General features: G+C 70.9%; 18 protein-coding genes. 15 read left to right on the top strand and 3 right to left on the bottom strand.

Annotation, left to right across the window (positions count from 1 at the left end):
* Window positions 1–17: 17 nt before the first annotated feature.
* Window positions 18–1,388: a hypothetical protein gene (locus SJY07_RS09475; protein ID WP_328294504.1), complete on the top strand. Its 1,371-nt coding sequence runs from the start codon at window positions 18–20 to the stop codon at window positions 1,386–1,388.
* A gap of 191 nt (window positions 1,389–1,579) precedes the next feature.
* On the opposite strand, the gene SJY07_RS09470 is transcribed toward SJY07_RS09475, so the two are convergent.
* On the bottom strand, window positions 1,580–2,410 hold the full coding sequence (locus SJY07_RS09470; protein ID WP_380158628.1) for a hypothetical protein: 831 nt from the start codon (window positions 2,408–2,410) through the stop codon (window positions 1,580–1,582).
* A 236-nt stretch (window positions 2,411–2,646) separates the two neighbouring features.
* Here SJY07_RS09470 and SJY07_RS09465 point away from each other — a divergent pair, with 236 nt between their 5' ends.
* Window positions 2,647–4,233 carry a malectin domain-containing carbohydrate-binding protein gene (locus SJY07_RS09465; RefSeq protein ID WP_380158626.1) on the top strand — a complete coding sequence of 529 codons (1,587 nt, stop codon included), beginning with the start codon at window positions 2,647–2,649 and terminating at the stop codon, window positions 4,231–4,233.
* Window positions 4,234–4,334: 101 nt separating this feature from the next.
* Here the strand turns inward: SJY07_RS09465 and SJY07_RS09460 are convergent, their stop codons facing one another.
* On the bottom strand, window positions 4,335–5,324 hold the full coding sequence (locus SJY07_RS09460; protein WP_380158624.1) for a glycosyltransferase family 2 protein: 990 nt from the start codon (window positions 5,322–5,324) through the stop codon (window positions 4,335–4,337).
* Window positions 5,325–5,830: 506 nt separating this feature from the next.
* Between SJY07_RS09460 and SJY07_RS09455 the strand changes: the two genes are divergently transcribed.
* From SJY07_RS09455 to SJY07_RS09395, 13 genes are all read left to right on the top strand, one after another.
* Complete coding sequence (locus SJY07_RS09455) at window positions 5,831–6,928, top strand: glycosyltransferase (RefSeq protein WP_380158623.1); 1,098 nt, start codon at window positions 5,831–5,833, stop codon at window positions 6,926–6,928.
* On the top strand, window positions 6,925–8,073 hold the full coding sequence (locus tag SJY07_RS09450; RefSeq protein ID WP_380158621.1) for a glycosyltransferase: 1,149 nt from the start codon (window positions 6,925–6,927) through the stop codon (window positions 8,071–8,073). Before SJY07_RS09455 ends, SJY07_RS09450 begins: the two co-directional genes overlap by 4 nt.
* A 249-nt stretch (window positions 8,074–8,322) precedes the next feature.
* Entirely contained in the window at window positions 8,323–9,150 is an 828-nt protein-coding gene (locus SJY07_RS09445) for a glucose-1-phosphate cytidylyltransferase (RefSeq protein WP_328294510.1), read from the top strand.
* Between the two features lie 32 nt (window positions 9,151–9,182).
* Window positions 9,183–10,232: an SDR family oxidoreductase gene (locus tag SJY07_RS09440; RefSeq protein WP_328294511.1), complete on the top strand. Its 1,050-nt coding sequence runs from the start codon at window positions 9,183–9,185 to the stop codon at window positions 10,230–10,232.
* Window positions 10,229–10,774, top strand: a complete 546-nt coding sequence (locus tag SJY07_RS09435) for a dTDP-4-dehydrorhamnose 3,5-epimerase (RefSeq protein WP_328294512.1) — start codon at window positions 10,229–10,231, stop codon at window positions 10,772–10,774. The genes SJY07_RS09440 and SJY07_RS09435 overlap by 4 nt, the downstream gene beginning before the upstream one ends.
* Window positions 10,771–12,060, top strand: coding sequence for a Gfo/Idh/MocA family oxidoreductase (locus SJY07_RS09430; protein ID WP_328294513.1), 1,290 nt, complete (start codon window positions 10,771–10,773; stop codon window positions 12,058–12,060). Before SJY07_RS09435 ends, SJY07_RS09430 begins: the two co-directional genes overlap by 4 nt.
* Window positions 12,061–12,180: 120 nt before the next feature.
* Window positions 12,181–13,056, top strand: a complete 876-nt coding sequence (locus SJY07_RS09425) for a Rossmann-like and DUF2520 domain-containing protein (protein WP_380158617.1) — start codon at window positions 12,181–12,183, stop codon at window positions 13,054–13,056.
* The gene (panC, locus tag SJY07_RS09420; protein ID WP_328294515.1) at window positions 13,053–13,907 is read left to right on the top strand and encodes a pantoate--beta-alanine ligase; all 855 of its coding nucleotides are present in this window, start codon (window positions 13,053–13,055) and stop codon (window positions 13,905–13,907) included. The genes SJY07_RS09425 and panC overlap by 4 nt, the downstream gene beginning before the upstream one ends.
* 19 nt (window positions 13,908–13,926) lie before the next feature.
* Window positions 13,927–15,462 carry a lysine--tRNA ligase gene (gene lysS, locus SJY07_RS09415; RefSeq protein ID WP_380158615.1) on the top strand — a complete coding sequence of 512 codons (1,536 nt, stop codon included), beginning with the start codon at window positions 13,927–13,929 and terminating at the stop codon, window positions 15,460–15,462.
* 43 nt (window positions 15,463–15,505) lie between these two features.
* The gene (locus SJY07_RS09410; protein ID WP_380158613.1) at window positions 15,506–15,676 is read left to right on the top strand and encodes a hypothetical protein; all 171 of its coding nucleotides are present in this window, start codon (window positions 15,506–15,508) and stop codon (window positions 15,674–15,676) included.
* A 119-nt stretch (window positions 15,677–15,795) separates the two neighbouring features.
* The gene (locus SJY07_RS09405) at window positions 15,796–16,152 is read left to right on the top strand and encodes an Lsr2 family protein (RefSeq protein WP_328294518.1); all 357 of its coding nucleotides are present in this window, start codon (window positions 15,796–15,798) and stop codon (window positions 16,150–16,152) included.
* 244 nt (window positions 16,153–16,396) lie between these two features.
* The gene (locus tag SJY07_RS09400) at window positions 16,397–17,368 is read left to right on the top strand and encodes an ABC transporter ATP-binding protein (RefSeq protein ID WP_380158611.1); all 972 of its coding nucleotides are present in this window, start codon (window positions 16,397–16,399) and stop codon (window positions 17,366–17,368) included.
* Window positions 17,365–18,192 (top strand): hypothetical protein, encoded by an 828-nt coding sequence (locus tag SJY07_RS09395; RefSeq protein ID WP_328294520.1) that lies wholly within the window; start codon window positions 17,365–17,367, stop codon window positions 18,190–18,192. Before SJY07_RS09400 ends, SJY07_RS09395 begins: the two co-directional genes overlap by 4 nt.
* Here SJY07_RS09395 and SJY07_RS09390 read toward each other — a convergent pair whose 3' ends face one another.
* Window positions 18,193–19,227: a LacI family DNA-binding transcriptional regulator gene (locus tag SJY07_RS09390; RefSeq protein ID WP_380158609.1), complete on the bottom strand. Its 1,035-nt coding sequence runs from the start codon at window positions 19,225–19,227 to the stop codon at window positions 18,193–18,195. It lies immediately after the preceding gene.
* Window positions 19,228–19,234 lie beyond the last annotated feature (7 nt).

Raw genomic sequence — 19,234 nt, 5'->3', positions numbered from 1 at the left:
GGTGGAAGATCCTGGTGGTGGCCGTCCTCATGGCCGTCCTCGGCTACGTCCTGCCGTCGCAGTTGTTGACCCCGTCGTACGCGGCGACGTCGACCATCACGCTGTCGAAGGACCGGCCCTACGACCCGACGACGTCGAACGCGTCCTCGCTGGGTGACCCCACGAAGTGGGCGACCCTGCAGGCCGCGGTCGCCAGCTCCGAGACCGTCCTCTCCGTCGCCCAGGGCACGCTGGCGACGGACCTGCGCTCGACCTTCAAGGACGGCCTCGAGATCGTCGCCGTCGACGAGTCGAACCAGATCACCGTGACCGCGACGGCCACGGACCCCCAGGACGCGGCGACCATCGCCGACGCCGTCGCGACCGCCTACCAGACGGTGAACACGCAGAAGGTGCAGCAGGCCACCACCGCCGCGCTGACCGCCGTGGGCACCGACCGGGCGCAGCAGCAGACGATCAACCTCAACGCCAGCGCCTACGGCAACGGCATCTCGGTGCTCGACGCCGCCACGGTGCCGACCGCCGCGGCACCGCCGTACGCCTGGCAGATCGCGGCCCTGGCCTTCCTCGTCGGCCTCTTCGCCGCCTCCGGGGCCGTGGCGTGGCGCGCGCACCTCAACCAGCGCGTCGACACCCCCCCGCTGGAGGGCATCGCCGAGCTCGGTCGCTGGAACGCCGTCCCGCGCGGTCGCGGCATCGGCGACCAGAACTCCGTGGAGTCCCGCAACGCCGGGATCGTCCTCGTCGGCCTGCAGCACCTGGGCCACCTGCGCACCCCGCGCCTGGAGGTCTCCAGCGTGCTGGTGACCGCCGCCACCGGGAACGCCGGGGCGCTCGCGACCGGTCTGGCCGCCTCCGCGGCCCGCGCCGGGCGCCGGGTCGTGCTGGTCGACGCCGACGAGGGCGGTTCCCGTCTGGCCGCCTTCGGCGCCCCCGTGGCCGGCACCGAGCAGCGCATCCTGCCCGAGCGTCGCTGGAGCGACGAGATCCACCCGTGGGTCATCGGCGGCGGTGCCGTCGTCGGCGTCCTGCCGCTGGACGCCCGCTCGCTGCAGCCGCACGTCGTCGGCGCCGGTGTCCGCCACCTCGTCGAGGCCGGCTACCTGGTGATCTTCGTCGGCGGGTCCGTCGTGAACTCCCCGGTGGCGTTCGCCGTCGCCGGCGAGGTCGACGCGGTGCTCGTCCAGATCGAGGCCGAACCGCGCGCCGAGGTCATCAGCCGGACCCTCGCGCAGCTCTCGATCGCGGCCCCGGCCGTCGTCGCCCAGGTCGTCGTCGGGGACACCGGCAACGGGACGCCGGCCTCCGGCGAGCGCAGCGAACCGCTGCGTCAGCGCCCCGTCGCCCCGCCGCAGCCCCAGACCCCCGAGGTCTCCCGCCGCGGCTGAGCCGTGACGCCCGAAGGGCCCGGCCCCACCTGATCCAGGTGGGGCCGGGCCCTTCGTCGTGCGCCCGGTCGGGATCGTTGGCGCCAACCGTGTCACTGGGCGGGATGGTTGGCGCCAACCGTGTCACTGGGCGGGATGGTTGGCGCCAACGATCCCGACCCGCGCGGCTCAGGAATCCCGACCCGTGCGGCTCAGGAGGGGGCGCCGGCGGCGGCGATCTCCTCCCACGGGCCGGGGGCGATCCAGCCGAGCTCCATGTGGGTGGCCAGGGCGGGCTCGGCGCCCAGCAGCACCCGCCGCCGCGAGGGGCGGCGCAGCGAGCGCAGGTCGACGGCCGCACGCATCCCGAACAGGTACCCGCGCCGCAGCGCCGACCTCCACGCCGCCGTGCCCTCGGCCGGGTCGTGGTGCTCCAGCAGCTCGCGCAGCGTGAAGCGCCGCCGGCCCTGCAGCGTCAGGCAGCTCGCGTAGTCGAAGTTCCCGCCCGAGAGCGCGCACAGCTGCAGCAGCCGTTCGTCCTCGCGGACGGCGCCGACGCGGGCCGCGAAGGTGCTGGTGGTGCTCACCAGCGGGGTCCAGCGCGCCGGCAGGCCCGTGTCCTCGACCTCCTCGCCGTAGGGCGCGAAGTAGTCGGCGTGGGCGTTGGCGGGGTCGCTCACGGCCTCGACCAGGGCCACCAGCGCCTCCGGCCGCCACAGGTAGTCGTCCTCGGCGAGCAGCAGGACGTCCTGCGCCGCCCAGGAGCGGCGGCGCGGCAGCGCCAGCGCCGCCAGGTAGCTGCGCCGGTTGGAACCGCCCTCGAAGCCCACCGGGTCGCCCCAGAGCTGCATCAGCTCGAGGCGGTCGCCCGGGACGGGACCGTCGTTGAGGAACACCACCTCGACGTCGGCGTCCGGACGCTGCGCGCGGACCGCGGCGACCGCGGCGCAGAAGGACGCGAGTCCCACCCGCTTGCTGTACCAGGACGGGCGACCCTTGCTGTTCTCCCCGCCGTGCGAGCGGTAGACGACGTGAAGTCTCACCGTCCGATGGTACCGATCGGGGACGTCCCGACGGGTTGCCCGCTCACCCCGTGATCACCGGACGGGCATGCTCATCGCTGCCCCGGGCCCCTGCGTTACAGGTTCCGGGAAAATTTCTGCTCAAGGATCCCGGCACTCGCACCGATGGGTCAGGTGTCACCCCGAACGGGCCAACACGGTTCCTCCGCTCCCCTCCTGCGGACGGCGCCATGACCACAGCGAGGTTGATCCACCCCATGAGCAAGGTTTCGAAGTTCCTGTTGTCCACGGCCGCCATCGCCACCGTCGCGAGCGGTCTCACCGCCGCCGGCGTCTCCGCCGCGAACGCGGCCGACAGCGGTGTGGTGCGCGTCAGCACCCTGAAGAGCTCCTTCACCGACTCCGCCGGCAAGGTCTGGAACGCGGACAGCGGTTTCGCCGGTGGCTGGCAGAACCCCAACACCACCGGCGTCGACATCGCGGGCACCACGAACGACAAGCTGTTCCAGTCCGAGCACTACGGCATGACCGGGTGGAGCGCCCCCGTCGCCAACGGCACCTACAAGGTGACGCTGAAGACCGCCGAGACCTACTGGTCGCAGCGTGGCGCCCGCGTGTTCTCGGTCACCGCGGAGGGTCAGAACGTCATCTCAAACCTCGACATCTTCGCCGAGGTCGGAAAGAACGTCGCCCTGAACAAGTCCTTCACCGTCAAGGTCGACGACGGGACCCTGAACCTCGGGTTCTCCCAGACCCGCAACTACGCCACCGTGAGCGCGATCCTCGTCGAGAACTCCGGTGCGGTGAGCGGGACGCCGCGTCCGTCGAACCCGACCCCGACGCTGCCTCCCGTGACGACGCCCCCCGTGACGACGCCCCCCGTGACGACGCCCCCGGTGACGACACCTCCTGTGACGACGCCCCCCACCACTCCTCCCGTCGCCCCCGGCCCGACCCGGAACGCCTCCGGCCACGAGTGGATGTCCGGTTCCTCGGGGGTCGGTGCGGCCGACGGGCAGTTCGGGAACTGGCGCGGCAGCAACCTCGACATCGTCTCCAGCTGGGCCGGCAACGCCGACAACTCCGCGAACTTCTACACGCTGTGGAAGGGCGCCGAGTACGGCAACTGGAACGGTTCCATGGACATGGCCGTCGGCGGGATCGACTCCGGCGAAACCTGGTCGCAGGCCGCCAGTGGTCGCTACGACGCCCGCTGGGCGGCCTCGCTGACCAAGCTGAAGTCGCTCTGGGCCGGTCGCCAGGGAACCATGTACATCCGCTTCGCCCACGAGATGAACGGCTACTGGTTCTCCTGGAGCGTGAACAAGAACAACTACCAGGACTTCATGACCTCCTGGAAGCGCTACCGCGCTCTGCAGCAGCAGATCTTCCCCGAGGCGAAGCTCGTCTTCTCGGTGAACAAGGAGTCCAACGGCCCCGGCATGAACTGGACGAACTTCTTCCCCGGCAAGCAGTACGTCGACGTCCTGTCGGTCGACTACTACAACAACTGGCCCTACGCGGCCACCGTGGACCAGTTCAACGCGCAGTCCTGGGACAAGGACGGCTACGGCGCCCCCAAGGGCATCAACGCCCACCTCGCCTTCGCGAAGAGCCAGGGTCTGCCGCTGTCGGTGTCGGAGTGGTCGGGCAACGCCGACGACGGTGACTCGCCCGGTTTCGTCCAGGGCATGTACGACTTCTTCAAGGCCAACGCCGGGACCGGCGCCGGTCAGCTCGCCTACGAGGTCCAGTTCAACTGCGACATCGACAACCACCGCTGGCTGCTCAACGGTGGGTCCCGCATGCCGAACTCGGCGGCGAAGTACAAGGAACTCTTCTGAGTCCTGCCGCGCCGGACCGTCGTCCGACGTGAGAGCGCCCCCGTCGACCAGGGAGACCTGGTCGACGGGGGCGCTCCTGCGTTCCCGGCGGGACGGAGCGGTTACTTCAGCCGTTCCATCACGACGCGACCGGCGACGCTGGCGCGACCGGTGGTCACACCCTTGACGTAGGCCCAGTGCTGGTCCGCGCGGTCGGTGCGGCGCAGGACCCGGCACTGCACGGTCCGCACCGCGTAGCCCAGGGCGAGGACGGAACTGATCCCGTTCACGGTCGCGGCGCCGTGGTGGCGGCCGAGGTAGCGACGCATGGCGGCGCCGCGCAGGCGCAGCATCTCCAGGGACGGGGCGCCGGACCCCCCGGCGGCGTGCGGGACGATGACGTCGGTGCGCAGCTTCTCGTGCAGGCCGGCGGCGCGGGCGCTGCGACCGAACATCATGTCCTCGTTGTAGACGTAGAAGTCCTCGTCGAAGCACCCGAGCGCGAGGAACGTGCTGCGTCGGACGGCCATGCACGCACCCGTCGTCCAGTCGACCTCGAGGAGTTCGCCGGGGGCGGGTTTCGCGTAGAGCCCGGCCCGGGGGAACACCTTGTGCAGGCCCGCGGCGTGGACCAGGGCGCGGGCCGCGGTGGGTTCCCAGCCGCCGACGCCGAGTTCGACCTTCCCGTTGACGCCGGCCATCGTCGCGGCCGAGGCGGCCAGGGTCGCGTCACCGGCGACGTCGGCCACCAGGGTCTGCAGGTGCTCCAGGGTGGGGCGGGAGTCGGGGTTGCCGAACACCACGAACTCGTGGGTCGAGGTCCGCGCCCCCATGTTGGCGGCACGGGCGAAACCCTTCCCGCCCCCGGAGTCGACGTAGCGGGTGTTGCGACGCTGCGCCGGCAACTGCGACAACCCGTCCACGTCGGAGGCGTTGTCGACCACGACGACGGGGAGCTCCTCGGGCAGGTTCTCGAGGAGGGCGCGGATCTGGTGGGCGCTGCGGTAGCTGACGAGCACCAGTTCCACGTCGTGGGTGAGCACCCCTCCGCCGTCCTCGCGGCCCGCGCTCTCCGTCGCCCCGTCCATCGTCCCGCCCCTGGTCTGCGTCACGTGCGAGCTCACGTTCGTCCCCGTCCCCATCGAATCCCCACCGAGTCCCCCCATCGTCGATCCCCCGTGCCCCCGCGCCGGTGTCCGGCACCCGGGAACGGATGCATCGTCGCCGAGCGGGGCGCCGCGATCCAGTGTGGACCCCCCGGTCGGGGACCCATGAGGGTGACGCAGGGTGGCGAACGGGTGGTTCTGCGAATTCTCCGGTCGAAGTTCTTCTAGAAAAACTAACTCGCTGTAAAACATGTCTCACGCTTTGTCATGGCTTGCGACGGAACGCTCTCGGAAACGTCGTGAAACTACTGTGCGTGATGAGTAGAACACGTAAGCCGTTGTTGCCTGGCCGGGACGCCCTTGCAAGAATGCGCCGAACACCCCGCGAACAGCGTGGGGACCACGGGGGTGGTGAGGGGGGTCCGACGACCGGCACGGTCGACGGGTCTCACCGGCCTCGACGGCTGTTTTGGGGGGAACCACGCGTGAAGCTGCGTCGTCCGAGTCCTGCGGTGGGAGCACTCACCGTCATGTCCTTCGCGGGGCACGTGATGTACCCGCTGTACCTGCTGGCCAGCGAGCGCATCGCGCCGCGCAGTCCGTACCGTCCGAAGCCCGGTGAGGCCGACTGGACGTGGGACGACGTCGACGTCCTCATCCCGGCGTTCGGTGAGTCGAGCATCCTCGCCGAGACCGTCCCGCAGCTGCTGGGCGAGGGCGTGCCGCTGGACCGCATCACCATCGTCGTGGACGAGGACGAGAAGACCCGCGCCGTCGCCGAGGAACTCGGCTGCCGGGTCGACTGGTCCGCGCAGCGTGCCGGCAAGGCCGCCGCGGTCAACCGCGGCATCGAGAACTCCAAGGCCGACATCGTCGTCCTGCTCGACGCGAACGCCTTCGTGCCGGGGGAGGGGCTGCGCGCGCTCATCGACCGCGTCGCCACCGACCTGCACCTCGCGTCCGGGGTCCGCAAGGAGTCCGGCGCCCAGGACGAGGGTCTGTACTGGCGCTACGAGAACTGGATCAAGCAGACCGAGGCCGGTCGCGGTGGGTCCCTCGCGCTCGTCGGTGAGGCCGTGGCGCTGCGCCGGGAGTCCTTCCGGCCCATCCCGAGGTCCGTCCTCAACGACGACCTCTTCCTCGCCTTCGACTTCGCCCGTCGTGGGCTGAACGTCGGCGTGGTGCCGGAGTGCGTGGCCGTCGAGGACTCCGCCCCGCGCAACGACCAGCTCGAGCGCCGCGTGCGCATCATGAGCGGGCAGCTGCGGCTGTTCTGGGGTTTCCGCCGCTCGTTCGTGTCGGGAGACGACAAGTTCCTGCACTTCGCGATGCACAAGGGCTGGCGTTCCACGCTGGGCCCCGCCGCGCAGCTCACGCTGACTGCGGCCTGCCTGGCCCGGCCCCGGAGCCGGTTCAGCCAGGCGTTCCTGCTCGCCGAGGCCGTCTCGGTCGCGGCCTACCTCAAGGGCGACAAGCTCCAGGGCAAGGCGGCGGCTCCGTTGCGGGTCCTCGGTCAGGCCGTCGGCATGCCGCCGGTCATCTTCGCCCTGTCCATCCCGCGGGCGCTCGGCCGTTCGCGCAGCGGAGCCTGGAAGAAGCGCAGCAGGTGAGTTCTCCCCGCACGGCCTGGGTGGTCGCCAAGCAACTCCCCGCGAGCACGGACTCCGGTGGGCGCCAGCGCATCCGGGCCGTGATCGACGTGTACGCGCAGGTGTTCGACGAGGTCCACGTGGTGGGTTTCGACACCTGGCCCGGGTGGCGCGAGGTGCTGCCGGCGCACGTGAAGGTCCACGAGGTCTCGGCCCCACGTCCCACACCCGCCGCGGTCCTGAAGGGCTCGCTGTTCGCGGGGAAGTGGTTCTCGCGCCGGATCCACGACCTGCTCGCGATCGGCGTCCGCTCCGGCGACGTCGTGCACGTCGACTTCCCGCAGATGGCGGTCAACGTGCCGACCGACGTGCGCATCGACGTCCTCGACCTGCACAACGTCGAGTCCGACCTCATCGCCCGCAGGTTGCGCACCGAGAAGCCGCTCGCGGCCAGGGTGCTCGCCCCCGAGGTGGCGCGGTTCGCCCGGTTCGAGTTCGCGACGGCCCGCCGCGCCGAGCACGTCACGGCCTGCAGCCGACGGGACCAGGAGGTCCTCGCCGCCCGCGGGATCGCCAGCACCTTCGTGCCCAACGGCGTCACCAGTGCGCAGCACGTGCCGACGCTCCCGCCGGGTGCGCGGACGGCGCTGTTCGTCGGTGCCCTCGACTACGGCCCCAACAAGGCCGCGTTGCGCTGGTTCCTCGACGAGGTCTGGCCGAAGGTCCTGGCCGGCGTCCCGCAGGCGCGGTTCCTCGCGGTGGGTCGCGGTCTGAGCGCCGCGCACCCGCGTCCGGCCGGCGAGCCGGACGGGGTGGAGTTCCACTCCGACGTCGACTCCGTCGACCCGTTCTACGAGCGGGCCGACGTGTGCGTCGTGCCGCTGCTCTCGGGGGGCGGTACGAAGATCAAACTCGTCGAGGCGCTGTCCCGCGGCCGGGCCGTCGTCACCACCAGCCTGGGCCTGGAGGGGCTGGAGGAACACCGTGCGGTGCTCCGGGTGGCCGACGGCGCGGACGCGTTCGCCGCGGCCCTGGTGGAGTTGTTCACCGATCCGGAGCAGGCGGCCAAGCTCGGCGCGGCCGCTGCCGACGTGGCGCAGTCGTTCTCGTGGGAGACCGCGATGACTCCTCTGCGTGACGTGTTGTCTGCTCTTCGTGGTGTTTGAGGCGCAAGAGAGGGGCGTTAGCCCACTCCGGCGAAGTTCACGCTCCGTGTTCGGGTCGCTGTAGTAGCCTCGCGTCAGCACCTCGACGGGGAAACCGGTGGCACGGATTCGTGGGGGGTTCGGACCGCCACCGGTGAACGTTCCCCTCGCACCACGGGTGACTTCCCCCACGTGTGACGCCGCCTCCCCGACGAGGTGGGGCAGGCGTCGACGAGACGCAACCGATCCGGTTCCGAGTGAGGGAAAGACATGACCGAAACCGCCAGCACGTCGCAGACGCCCGTGTCCGAGATCCCCGTCGTCATCCTCTGCGGTGGCATGGGCACCCGACTGCGCGAGGCCAGCGAGAAGCTGCCGAAGCCGCTGGTGGACATCGGCGGTCGCCCGATCCTCTGGCACATCATGAAGCTCTACAGCTCCTACGGCTTCCGCAAGTTCGTCCTGTGCCTGGGCTACAAGAGCGACATGATCAAGCGCTACTTCCTCGACTACCGGCTCAACGCCGGCGACTTCACGCTGAACCTGTCCACCCAGGACGACCCGACCTTCCACACCAACGGTGTGCAGGAGGACTGGGAGATCACCTTCGTCGAGACCGGTCTGACCACCGCGACGGCCGCCCGCATCAAGCGCGTCGAGCAGCACCTGACCGCCGACAAGTTCGTCCTCACCTACGGCGACGGGCTCGGCGACGTCGACATCGCCAAGACCCTGCGCGACCACGAGGCCGGCGGCCGCCTGGCCACCGTCACCGCGGTGCACCCGAGCTCCCGCTACGGCGAGATGCACGTCACCGGCGACACCGTCAGCGAGTTCAACGAGAAGCCGACGCTGGCCGACGGCTGGGTCAACGGCGGGTTCTTCGTCTTCGACCGCGCGTTCGCGGACAAGTACCTCGAGGACGACCCGGACATGATGCTCGAGCAGAAGCCGCTGCAGACCGTCGCCCGCGACGGCCAGCTGACGGTCTCCCAGCACGAGGGCTACTGGCTGGGCATGGACACCTTCCGGGAGTGGACCGAGTTCAACAAGCTCTGGGACTCCGGCAAGGCGCCGTGGAAGACCTGGGAAGACTGAGAAACCCCCCTTCTAGGAACCGGAGAACTGCTGTGAAGATCGTCGTCACCGGGACCGAGGGTTACCTCGGCGCCCTGCTCGCCCCCACCCTGCTCGAGTCCGGCCACTCGGTGCTCGGCATCGACACCGGCTACTACAAGCAGGGCTGGCTCTACAACGGCGTCACCGCCTCGGTCGAGACCCTGGCCAAGGACATCCGCCACGTCACCGTCGAGGACCTCGCGGGCGCCGACGCCGTCGTGCACATGGCGGAGCTGTCCAACGACCCCCTCGGTGAGCTGATCCCCGACGTCACCTACGTGGTGAACCACAAGGGTTCGGTCCGCCTCGCCGAGATCGCCAAGCAGGCGGGGGTGCAGCGCTTCGTCTACATGTCGAGCTGCTCCGTCTACGGCGTGGCCGAGGACACCGTCGACGAGACCTCCGCGGTCAACCCGCAGACGGCCTACGCCGAGTGCAAGGCCCTCGTCGAACGCGACGTCGCGCCGCTGGCCGACGACGACTTCTCGCCGGTGTTCATGCGCAACGCGACCGCCTACGGCGCCTCGCCCCGGCAGCGCTTCGACATCGTGCTGAACAACCTCGCCGGCCTCGCCTACACCACCGGCAAGATCGCCATGACCTCCGACGGTTCGCCCTGGCGTCCGCTGGTCCACGGCCTCGACATCGCCAAGTCGATCCGCGCGGTGCTCGACGCCCCGCGCGAGGCGATCCACAACCAGATCTTCAACGTGGGCGACTCCGAGCAGGTCTACCGGGTCCGCGAGATCGCCGAGGCCGTCGGCCGCGCGCTGCCCGAGGCCGAGATCACCTTCGGCGCCAGCAACAACGGCGACAACCGCAGCTACAAGGTGAACTTCGACAAGATCCACTCGACCCTCGAGGGCTTCTCCTGCGACTGGAACGCCGACAAGGGCGCCCAGCAGCTCATCGACGTCTTCCGGGCCATCGACCTGGACGAGGAGACGTTCAAGGGCAAGGGGCACACCCGCCTCAAGCAGCTCGAGCACCTCATCCGCACCGAGCAGCTGGACAAGGAACTCTTCTGGCGCACGCAGCCGGTCTCGGGGATCACCCGGTGAAGATCCAGACCACGCACATCGAGGGCGTCGCGATCATCGACCTCGAGGAGCGCGCGGACGACCGCGGGTTCTTCGCCCGGTCCTTCTGCCGCGACGAGTTCCTCGAAGCCGGCCTGAACCCGGCCGTCGAGCAGTGCAACCTGTCCTTCAACCACAAGGCCGGGACGCTGCGCGGGATGCACACCCAGGTCGACCCGGCCCCGGAGGCGAAGCTGGTGCGCTGCACCGCCGGCGCCATCCAGGACATCATCGTCGACCTGCGCCCGGACTCCCCGACGCGGTTCCAGCACGTCGCGGTGGAGCTCTCCGCCGCGAACCGTCGTGCGCTCTACGTCCCGGAGTACTTCGCCCACGGGTACCTCACGCTGACCGACGGCGCCGAGGTCACCTACCAGGTGAGCCAGAGCTACACCCCGGGCACCGAACGCGGTCTGCGCTTCGACGACCCCGAGCTCGCCCTGCCCTGGGTGCGCGACGTGGCCGTCATCAGCGACAAGGACGCGTCCTGGACGCTGCTCGCGGACGGGGCGGTGCTCTCTTGATCATCGTCGACAAGGCGCTCCAGCAGCGCCAGGCCGAGGGGCGCCCCATCCGGGTCGCGCTCGTCGGTGCCGGGTTCATGGGCCGCGGCTTCGTCAACCAGGTCGTGAACTCCGTGCCGGGCATGGAACTGGTCGCCATCGCCAACCGGACCGTGTCGAAGGCCCGTGACGCCTACGAGCAGGCCGGGGTCACCGGCGTGGTCGAGGCCGACGACGCCGCCGCCGTGGACCGGGCCATCTCCGCCGGGAAGCCCGTCGTGTCGGGTTCCTACGAGGCCGTCGTCGACGCGGGCCAGGTCGAGGCCGTCGTCGAGGCGACCGGGAACACCGAGTACGGCGCGCACGTCGTCGTCCGCGCGATCGAGGCGGGAAAGCACATCGTCCTGCTCAACGCCGAGGTCGACGGGACCGCCGGCCTCGCGCTGCGCACCCGCGCCGAGAAGGCCGGGGTCATCTACACCGGCTGCGACGGCGACCAGCCCGGCGTCCAGATGAACCTCATCCGCTTCGTGCGCTCCATCGGCGTCACGCCGCTGGTGTCGGGGAACATCAAGGGTCTGCAGGACGAGTACCGCAACCCCACCACCCAGGAGGGGTTCGCCAAGCAGTGGGGTCAGGACCCCTACATGGTGACGAGCTTCGCCGACGGCACGAAGGTGTCGTTCGAGCAGGCGCTGGTCGCCAACGCGGCGGGGTTCTCGATCGAGAAGCGCGGCATGCGCGGGGCCGACCACCGCGGTCACGTCGACGAGCTGACGACCATGTACGACGTGGAGGCGCTGAAGGAACTCGGCGGCGTCGTCGACTACGTCGTGGGTTCCAAGCCGGGCCCCGGGGTCTACGTCCTCGGCACCCACGACGACCCGAAGCAGCAGCACTACCTGAACCTGTACAAGCTCGGCACCGGGCCGCTGTACTCGTTCTACACGCCGTACCACCTGTGCCACTTCGAGGTCCCCCTCACGGTGGCCCGTGCGGTGCTGTTCGCCGACGCCACGATCGTCCCCGGTGACGAGGTGAAGGTCGAGGTCGTCACCACGGCCAAGACCGACCTCGCCGCGGGCCGGGAGATCGACCGCCTCGGCGGGTACGACACCTACGGGGTGGCCGAGACCTACGCGGCGACCAAGGCGCAGAACCTGCTGCCGATGGGTGTCGCCGAGGGCTGCGTCCTCAAGAACGACGTGAAGAAGGACCAGGTCCTGACCTACGACGACGTGATCCTGCCGGAAGGCCGTCTCATCGACGCCCTCCGCGCGGAACAGGCCGCCCTGCTCGGGAGCTGACCCCCGTCGGCCCCGGGTTCGGGTCGTGGACGCACCGTGCCGAACCTACGGGTGCGGTGCGTCCACGACCCGAACCCGGGGCCGTCGTGCGTCCGGGGCCGGAGGGTTAGGGTTCCGGACGTGAACTCCGCAGGCAGGCTCGACGTCGCCGTGGTCGGCGCAGGCCGGGTCGGGCCCGTCCTGGGGGCCGCGTTGCGGGCCGCGGGACACCGGATCACCGGCGTCTCCGCGCGGACCCGGGCGAACGCCGAACGCGTCGAGGCCCTGCTGCCCGACGTCCCCTGGATCGAACCGGGCGACGCGTTCGCGGCCGACCTGGTCCTGTTCGCCGTGCCCGACGACGTCCTCGGACCGCTCGTCAGCCGCCTCGCCCGCAACGTCCGGGCCGGTCAGCTCGTCGTGCACACCAGCGGTCTGCACGGCACCGGGGTTCTCGGTCCCGCCGCCGCGAACGGGGCGCTCCCGCTCGCGCTGCACCCCGCCATGACCTTCACCGGGACCTCGCTGGACCTGCAACGCCTCCTCGGGGCGGCCGTGGCGGTCACCAGCTCCGCCGTCCTCACGCCCGTCGCCGACGCCCTCGTCCGCGAGTGGGGCGCGTCCCCCGTCGCGGTCGCCGACGCGGAACGCGCGCTCTACCACGCCGCCCTGGCCCACGGGTCGAACCACCTGGTCACCCTCGTCGCGCAGGCCCTGGACGCGGCCCGCGCCGCGGTGGGGGACAACGCCGAACGGGTCCTGCGTCCCCTGCTGCAGGCCGCCCTCGAGAACGTGCTCGCCCACGGCGACGAGGCCCTCACCGGACCGGTCGCCCGGGGCGACGCGGGGACCGTCGCGACCCACCTGCGGGTCCTCACCGACCACGACCCGCGGACCGCGGCCACCTACGTCCAGCTGGCGGGGGTCGCGACCGACCGGGCGCAGGCCTCGGGCAGGCTGACCGCCGCGCTCGCCGACGCCGTGCGCACGCAACTGCACCGAACTGGAGAACCGTGAGCCTCACCGTCACCCGGACCCGCGCCGAACTCGCCGCGGCCCGCTCGGCCCTCGACGGGCCCGTCGCCGTCGTCATGACGATGGGCGCGCTGCACGCCGGGCACGCGGAGCTCATCGCCGAAGCTCGCCGCCGCGCCCCGTCCGTCCTCGTCACGATCTTCCTCAACCCCCTGCAGTTCGGGGCGGGGGAGGACCTGGCCCGCTACCCGCGCACCCTCGACGACGACCTGCGCCTGGCCGAGGCGGCCGGTGCGGACGTCGTGTTCGCTCCCGGCCCCGACGTCGTCTACCCCGACGGTGATCCCGGCGTCCGGGTCGCCGCCGGACCGCTCGGCACGGTCCTCGAGGGAGCGAGTCGTCCCGGCCACTTCGACGGGGTCCTGACCGTCGTCGCGAAGATGTTCCACCTCACCCGCGCCGACCTCGCGTTCTTCGGTCAGAAGGACGCCCAGCAGTTGCTGCTGGTGCGCCGGATGGTGCGTGACCTCGACCTCGGGGTGGACGTCGTCGCCGTCCCCACCGTGCGCGAGGGCGACGGTCTGGCCATGTCGAGTCGCAACCGCTACCTGACCCCCTTCGACCGCGAGGTCGCGCTGGTGCTGCAGAAGGCGCTCACGGCCGGGGCGGCCGCCGCGAGCGAGGGGCCCAGCGCCGTCCGCCGGGCCGCGCGCGACGTCCTCGTCGCCGAACCCGCCGCCCGCGTCGACTACCTCGCCCTCGTCGACCCGCTCGACCTCGCCGACGTGCGCGAGCACTACCGCGGGGACGCGCTGCTGGCCGTGGCGGCCCGGGTGGGTTCGACGCGCCTGATCGACAACGTCCCCCTCGTCGTGGGCCGACCCGACAACTGATCCCGACTAACCTGGAGGCGTGAGCGACACGCAGGCCCCGGACCAGACCGACGCGGCGCAGGGTCCCGACGAGGACTTCGACGACGCCCCCGAACAGGTGCGGGTCCGGCGGGAGAAGCGCGACCGCATCCTCGCCGCGGGAGGTGAGGCGTACCCCGTCTCGGTGCCCCGCACCGGGTCCCTCGCCCAGCTGCGCGAGCAGTACGCCCACCTCGAGGCGGGCGAGGAGACGACCGACCAGGTCGGGATCACCGGGCGCGTGGTGTTCCTGCGGGGCACCGGGAAACTGGTGTTCGCGACCCTGCAGGAGGGGGACGGCACCCGGCTGCAGGCCATGGTCTCGCGCGACGGCGTCGGCGAGGACGCCCTCGCGGCGTGGAAGTCCGACGTCGACCTCGGCGACATCGTCTTCGTGCGCGGCAACGTCATCTCCTCCAAGCGGGGGGAACTCTCGGTGCTCGCCGATTCCTGGCTGATGGCCTCGAAGTCGTTGCGTCCCTTGCCCGTCCTGCACAAGGAACTGTCCGAGGAGACCCGCGTCCGGCAGCGCTACGTGGACCTCATCGTCCGCGAGGCGGCCCGCACGAACGTCCGGGCGCGCTCGAACGTCGTCCGTGCGGTGCGCCGGACGCTGGAGGACCGCGGGTTCCTCGAGGTCGAGACGCCGATGCTGCAGACCCTGCACGGCGGGGCCAGCGCGCGCCCGTTCGTGACGCACTCGAACGCGTTCGACACCGACCTCTACCTGCGCATCGCGCCGGAGCTGTTCCTCAAGCGCTGCGTCGTCGGCGGCATCGAACGCGTCTTCGAGATCAACCGGAACTTCCGCAACGAGGGCGCCGACTCCACCCACTCGCCCGAGTTCGCGATGCTCGAGACCTACCAGGCCTGGGGCGACTACGACTCGATCGGCCGGCTCACGCAGGACCTGATCCAGAACGCCGCCACCGAGGCGTTCGGGACCCAGCAGGTCACCCTCGCCGACGGTTCGGCCTACGACCTCGGCGGGGAATGGGCCGCCATCTCCATGTACCCCTCGCTCTCGGAGTCCCTGGGGGAGGAGATCACCCCGGAAACCTCCCGGGAACACCTCCTCGCCGTGGCGGAACGCCTGGGAATCAGCGTCGACGCGTTGCGCTGGACCCACGGAAAGCTCGTCGAGGAACTCTGGGAACACCGGATCGCTGATTCCCTGCATTCCCCGACGTTCGTCCGCGACTTCCCCGTCGAAACGTCGCCGCTGGTGCGTGCGCACCGGGAACTCCCAGGTGTCGTGGAGAAGTGGGACCTCTACGTCCGCGGATTCGAGCTCGCCACCGGGTATTCCGAGCTCGTCGACCCCGTCGTGCAGCGGGAACGGTTCGTGGAACAGGCCCGCCTCGCCGACCTCGGCGACGACGAGGCCATGCGCATCGACGAGGACTTCCTGCAGGCCCAGGAGCACGGGATGCCGCCGACGGGCGGCATGGGCATGGGCATCGACCGCCTCCTGATGGCCTTCACCGGCCTCGGGATCCGCGAAACCATCACGTTCCCGCTGGTCAAGCCCCGCTGAACGCAGGACGCCGGAGCGGCCCGGCGGACGTAAGCTTGCGGTCGTGGACTACCTCGCCGCCCTGCTGCCGTCCGTCGGGCTCTGCGCCCTGTTCGCGCTGCTGATGCGGTCGATCCTGCACGCCGACCGGCGTGAACGGGCGGCCGAGGCGAAGGTCCGGGCGCAGGGCCGCGCGAAGGCGGAAAGCGCGAACGGCACCGACCGGCCTTCCTGAACGTCTTTTCCCTTTCTCGCGAGTTGATTTGACCCGGTGCGTCGGAATGCGTCAGAGTGACGCAGGTCCGGCGCACTTTCGCGTTCGGGCACTGATTCTTCGTGAAAGGTTGCCCACTCATGGCGCAGAAGGTGCAGGTCCTCCTCGTCGACGACATCGACGACGGTGACGCCTCGGAGACGTTGACCTTCTCCCTCGACGGGGTCAACTACGAGATCGACCTCTCCGACGAGCACGCCTCCGCACTGCGCGAGGCCTTCGCCCCCTGGGTCGGGCACGCCCGCCGCGTCAGCGGCCGCGCCGCCGGCGGTCGCCGTTCGAGCACGCCGCGTCCCGCCGCCGCGAAGCCCGCCGGCAGCGGTCCCGACCGCGACACCGGCGAGGTCCGCACCTGGGCCCGCGAGAACGGCTACACGGTCTCCGACCGCGGCCGCATCTCCGCCGAGATCCTCCAGGCCTACGACGACGCCCACTAGGAGGGAGCGCCGCTGACGCGCGACGCCCCACCCGTTCGAACAGAAGGCCCCCGCCCTCGTGCCGCGCACGGGATCGGGGGCCTTCGTCGTCCGGCGCACCGCCGGGCCACCCTGCGGTCGGGGCCGGGGTCCGCGCCCGCACCTTCGGCAGGACGGGTCCCGCACCCATCGGTGGATGCCGGGGCCGGTCACGGCCCGTGAGGATGAGGGACGTCAGCACGTCCACCCCCAGAAGGGTCATCCCATGATCGAGGCGGTCGGCCTGCGCAAGGTCTACGGCAAGAAGGTCGCGGTGCACGACCTCAGCTTCACCGTGCGCCCAGGCATCGTCACCGGGTTCCTCGGGCCGAACGGCTCCGGCAAGTCCACGACGATGCGCATGATCGTCGGCCTGGACCGCCCGACCGCCGGTCAGGTGCTCGTCGACGGCAAGCCCTTCAGCGCGCACAGCGCGCCGCTGTCCTCGGTCGGGGCCCTGCTGGACGCCAAGGCCGTGCACACCGGCCGCTCCGCGTACCGGCACCTGCAGGCCATGGCCGCGACCGCGGGCATCGGTGCCTCCCGCGTCGACGAGGTCATCGACCTCGTCGGCCTGCGCGAGGTCGCCCGCAAGCGCGCCGGTGGGTTCTCCCTCGGGATGGGGCAGCGCCTCGGGATCGCCTCCGCGCTGCTGGGTGACCCGAGCACCGTCATGTTCGACGAGCCGGTCAACGGCCTCGACCCCGACGGCATCCTCTGGATCCGCAACCTCATGAAGGAGCTCGCCCGTCAGGGCCGGGCCGTCTTCGTGTCCTCGCACCTCATGAGCGAGATGGCGTTGACCGCCGAGCACCTCGTCGTCATCGGCAAGGGCCGGCTCATCGCCAACGAGACGGTGCGCGACTTCATCGCCCGGGTCCAGCCGCGCGGTGTGACCGTCCGGTCCCCGCAGGCCGAGCAGCTGCGCGACCTCGTCACCTCCGGCGGCGGGACGCTCACGGCCCTGGAGGACGGCAGCTGGGACGTGCGGGGGATGTCCGCGCAGGCCGTCGGCGACGCCGCGGTCGCCCGCGGGGTCGCCCTGCACGAACTCACCACCGTCAAGGCCTCCCTCGAGGAGGCGTTCATGGAACTCACCGCGGGCGCTCTCGAGTACCAGGCGCACGGACCCGCCGGTCCCGGGGACACCACCCCCGTTCCCGAACCCGCCCAGAGCCGACAGGAGGTGTCGCGGTGAGCGCGACCGTCGAGGTCCAGCAGTTCCGCCCCGTCGAGCACCGGGTGACCTTCCCCGGGCTGGTCCGTTCGGAGTGGATCAAGTTCTGGAGCGTCCGTTCCGTCGTCATGACGATGGCGGCGTCGTTCCTCGCCACGATCGGCATCGGCGTCGCGTTCTCGTTCGCGGCCCGCTCGATCATGAGCTCGGCCGACCCGACGCAGGGCCCTCCGGGCCTCGACGCCCTGGCCGCCAGCACGACGGGTGCGCAGATCGCCACCCTCGTCGTCGCGTCGGTCGGGGTCATCGTGATCGCGGGGGAGTTCTCGACCGGGATGATCCGCACGTCCTTCGTCACGGCTCCCGGCCGGCTCGGGGTCTTCTTCGCCAAGGCCCTGGTGCTCGCGGTCACCGTCGCGGTGGTCCTGGGCGTCGCGGTGTTCGTGGCGTTCTTCCTCGGTCAGGCGATCCTGAACACCCGGGACTTCGGGATCTCCATCGGCGACGCGGGAGTGCTTCGGGCGCTGCTCGGAACCGTCGCCCTCCTGGTCGGTGTCGCCCTGGCCGGCCTCGGGCTGGGCGCGCTGATGCGGAACTCCGCCGGCGCGATCTGCACGGTGGTGGCTGCGATCTTCGTCGTCCCGCCGCTGCTCCAGCTCGTCCCGGACAGCTGGGGTGGCGACACCATCAACGAGTACTTCTTCACCAACACGACGAACAACCTCGTCTCCGTCTCCGACGCCCCGGGTTTCCTCCCGCCCGGCGCCGGTCTCGCGGTGTTCGCCCTCTGGGTCGCCGTCCTGCTCGGGGTCGGCGCGCTCTCGGTGAAGACCCGCGACGTCTGATCAGTTCCCGGAGGAGGCCCGGACGACGAGTTCGGGCAGGTAGACGACCTGCCGGTCGTGGTGCACGACCGGCAGGTCCCCGTGGTTCTCCGCGTCCGGGGTCCCGTCCAACAGCATCCGGATCGCCGAGCGGCCCAGGACGTCCTTGGGTTTGCGGACGGAGCTCAGGGGAACCGTTGCCGCGGCGGCGAAGTCGATGTCGTCGTAGCCCACGATCGCGAGGTCGTCGGGCACCTTGAGGCCCCGCTGCACGACCTCCTGCAGGACGCCGATGGCGACGAGGTCGTTGAGGCAGAACACCGCGGTGGGGCGGTCCGGGGGTGACCAGCCAGCCAGCCGGACCCCCTGCCGTCGACCGTTGTCGATGTCCAGGCGGTCCACGACGATCTCGACGAGGGTCTCCGGGGGCAGGCCGGCCGCGGCCACCGCCCGTCGGGCGCCCTCGAAGCGCTGGTCGACCTGGGTGAAACCGCGCGGTCCGCCGACGACCGCGATCCGGCGGTGACCGGACTCGAGCAGGTGCGCGGTCGCGAGCCGGCCGCCCTCGACGTCGTCGACCGACACCGAGCGGGTCGTCCCGTCGGGATCGTCGCGGTCGACGAGGACGAGGGGGACGTCGAGCGTGCGGAGTTCGGCGAGGCGCTGCTCGGAGGTGTCGACGGGGGAGAGCGCGATACCGGCCACCCGCTGCTGGCGGAGCATCTCGAGGTGGCGGCGTTCGCGCTCGACGTCCTGGGCGCTGCTGCAGAGCAGCAGGGTGTGCCCGCCCGCCTCGGCCGTCTCCTCGGCTCCGCGGGCGAGCTCGGAGAAGAAGGGGTTGGCGAGGTCGAGGACGACCAGCGCGATGAACCGGCTGCGGCCGACGCGGAGCTGGCGGGCGGACTCGTTGCGGACGTAGCCGAGGGTGTGGATCGCCTCGAGGACCTTGACCCGGTTCGGCTCCGACACGGACGAGGGCCGGTTGAGCACGTTGCTGACGGTGCCGATGGACACCCCGGCCCGGGCGGCGACGTCCTTGATGCTCACGCCCGACATGGCACGA

Origin of the sequence: Kineococcus sp. R86509, assembly GCF_042466365.1 — a bacterium.
Lineage (GTDB): Bacteria > Actinomycetota > Actinomycetes > Actinomycetales > Kineococcaceae > Kineococcus.
The sequence above is the reverse complement of the archived record's forward strand: the minus strand, read 5'-3'. Positions and strand labels throughout refer to the sequence as shown.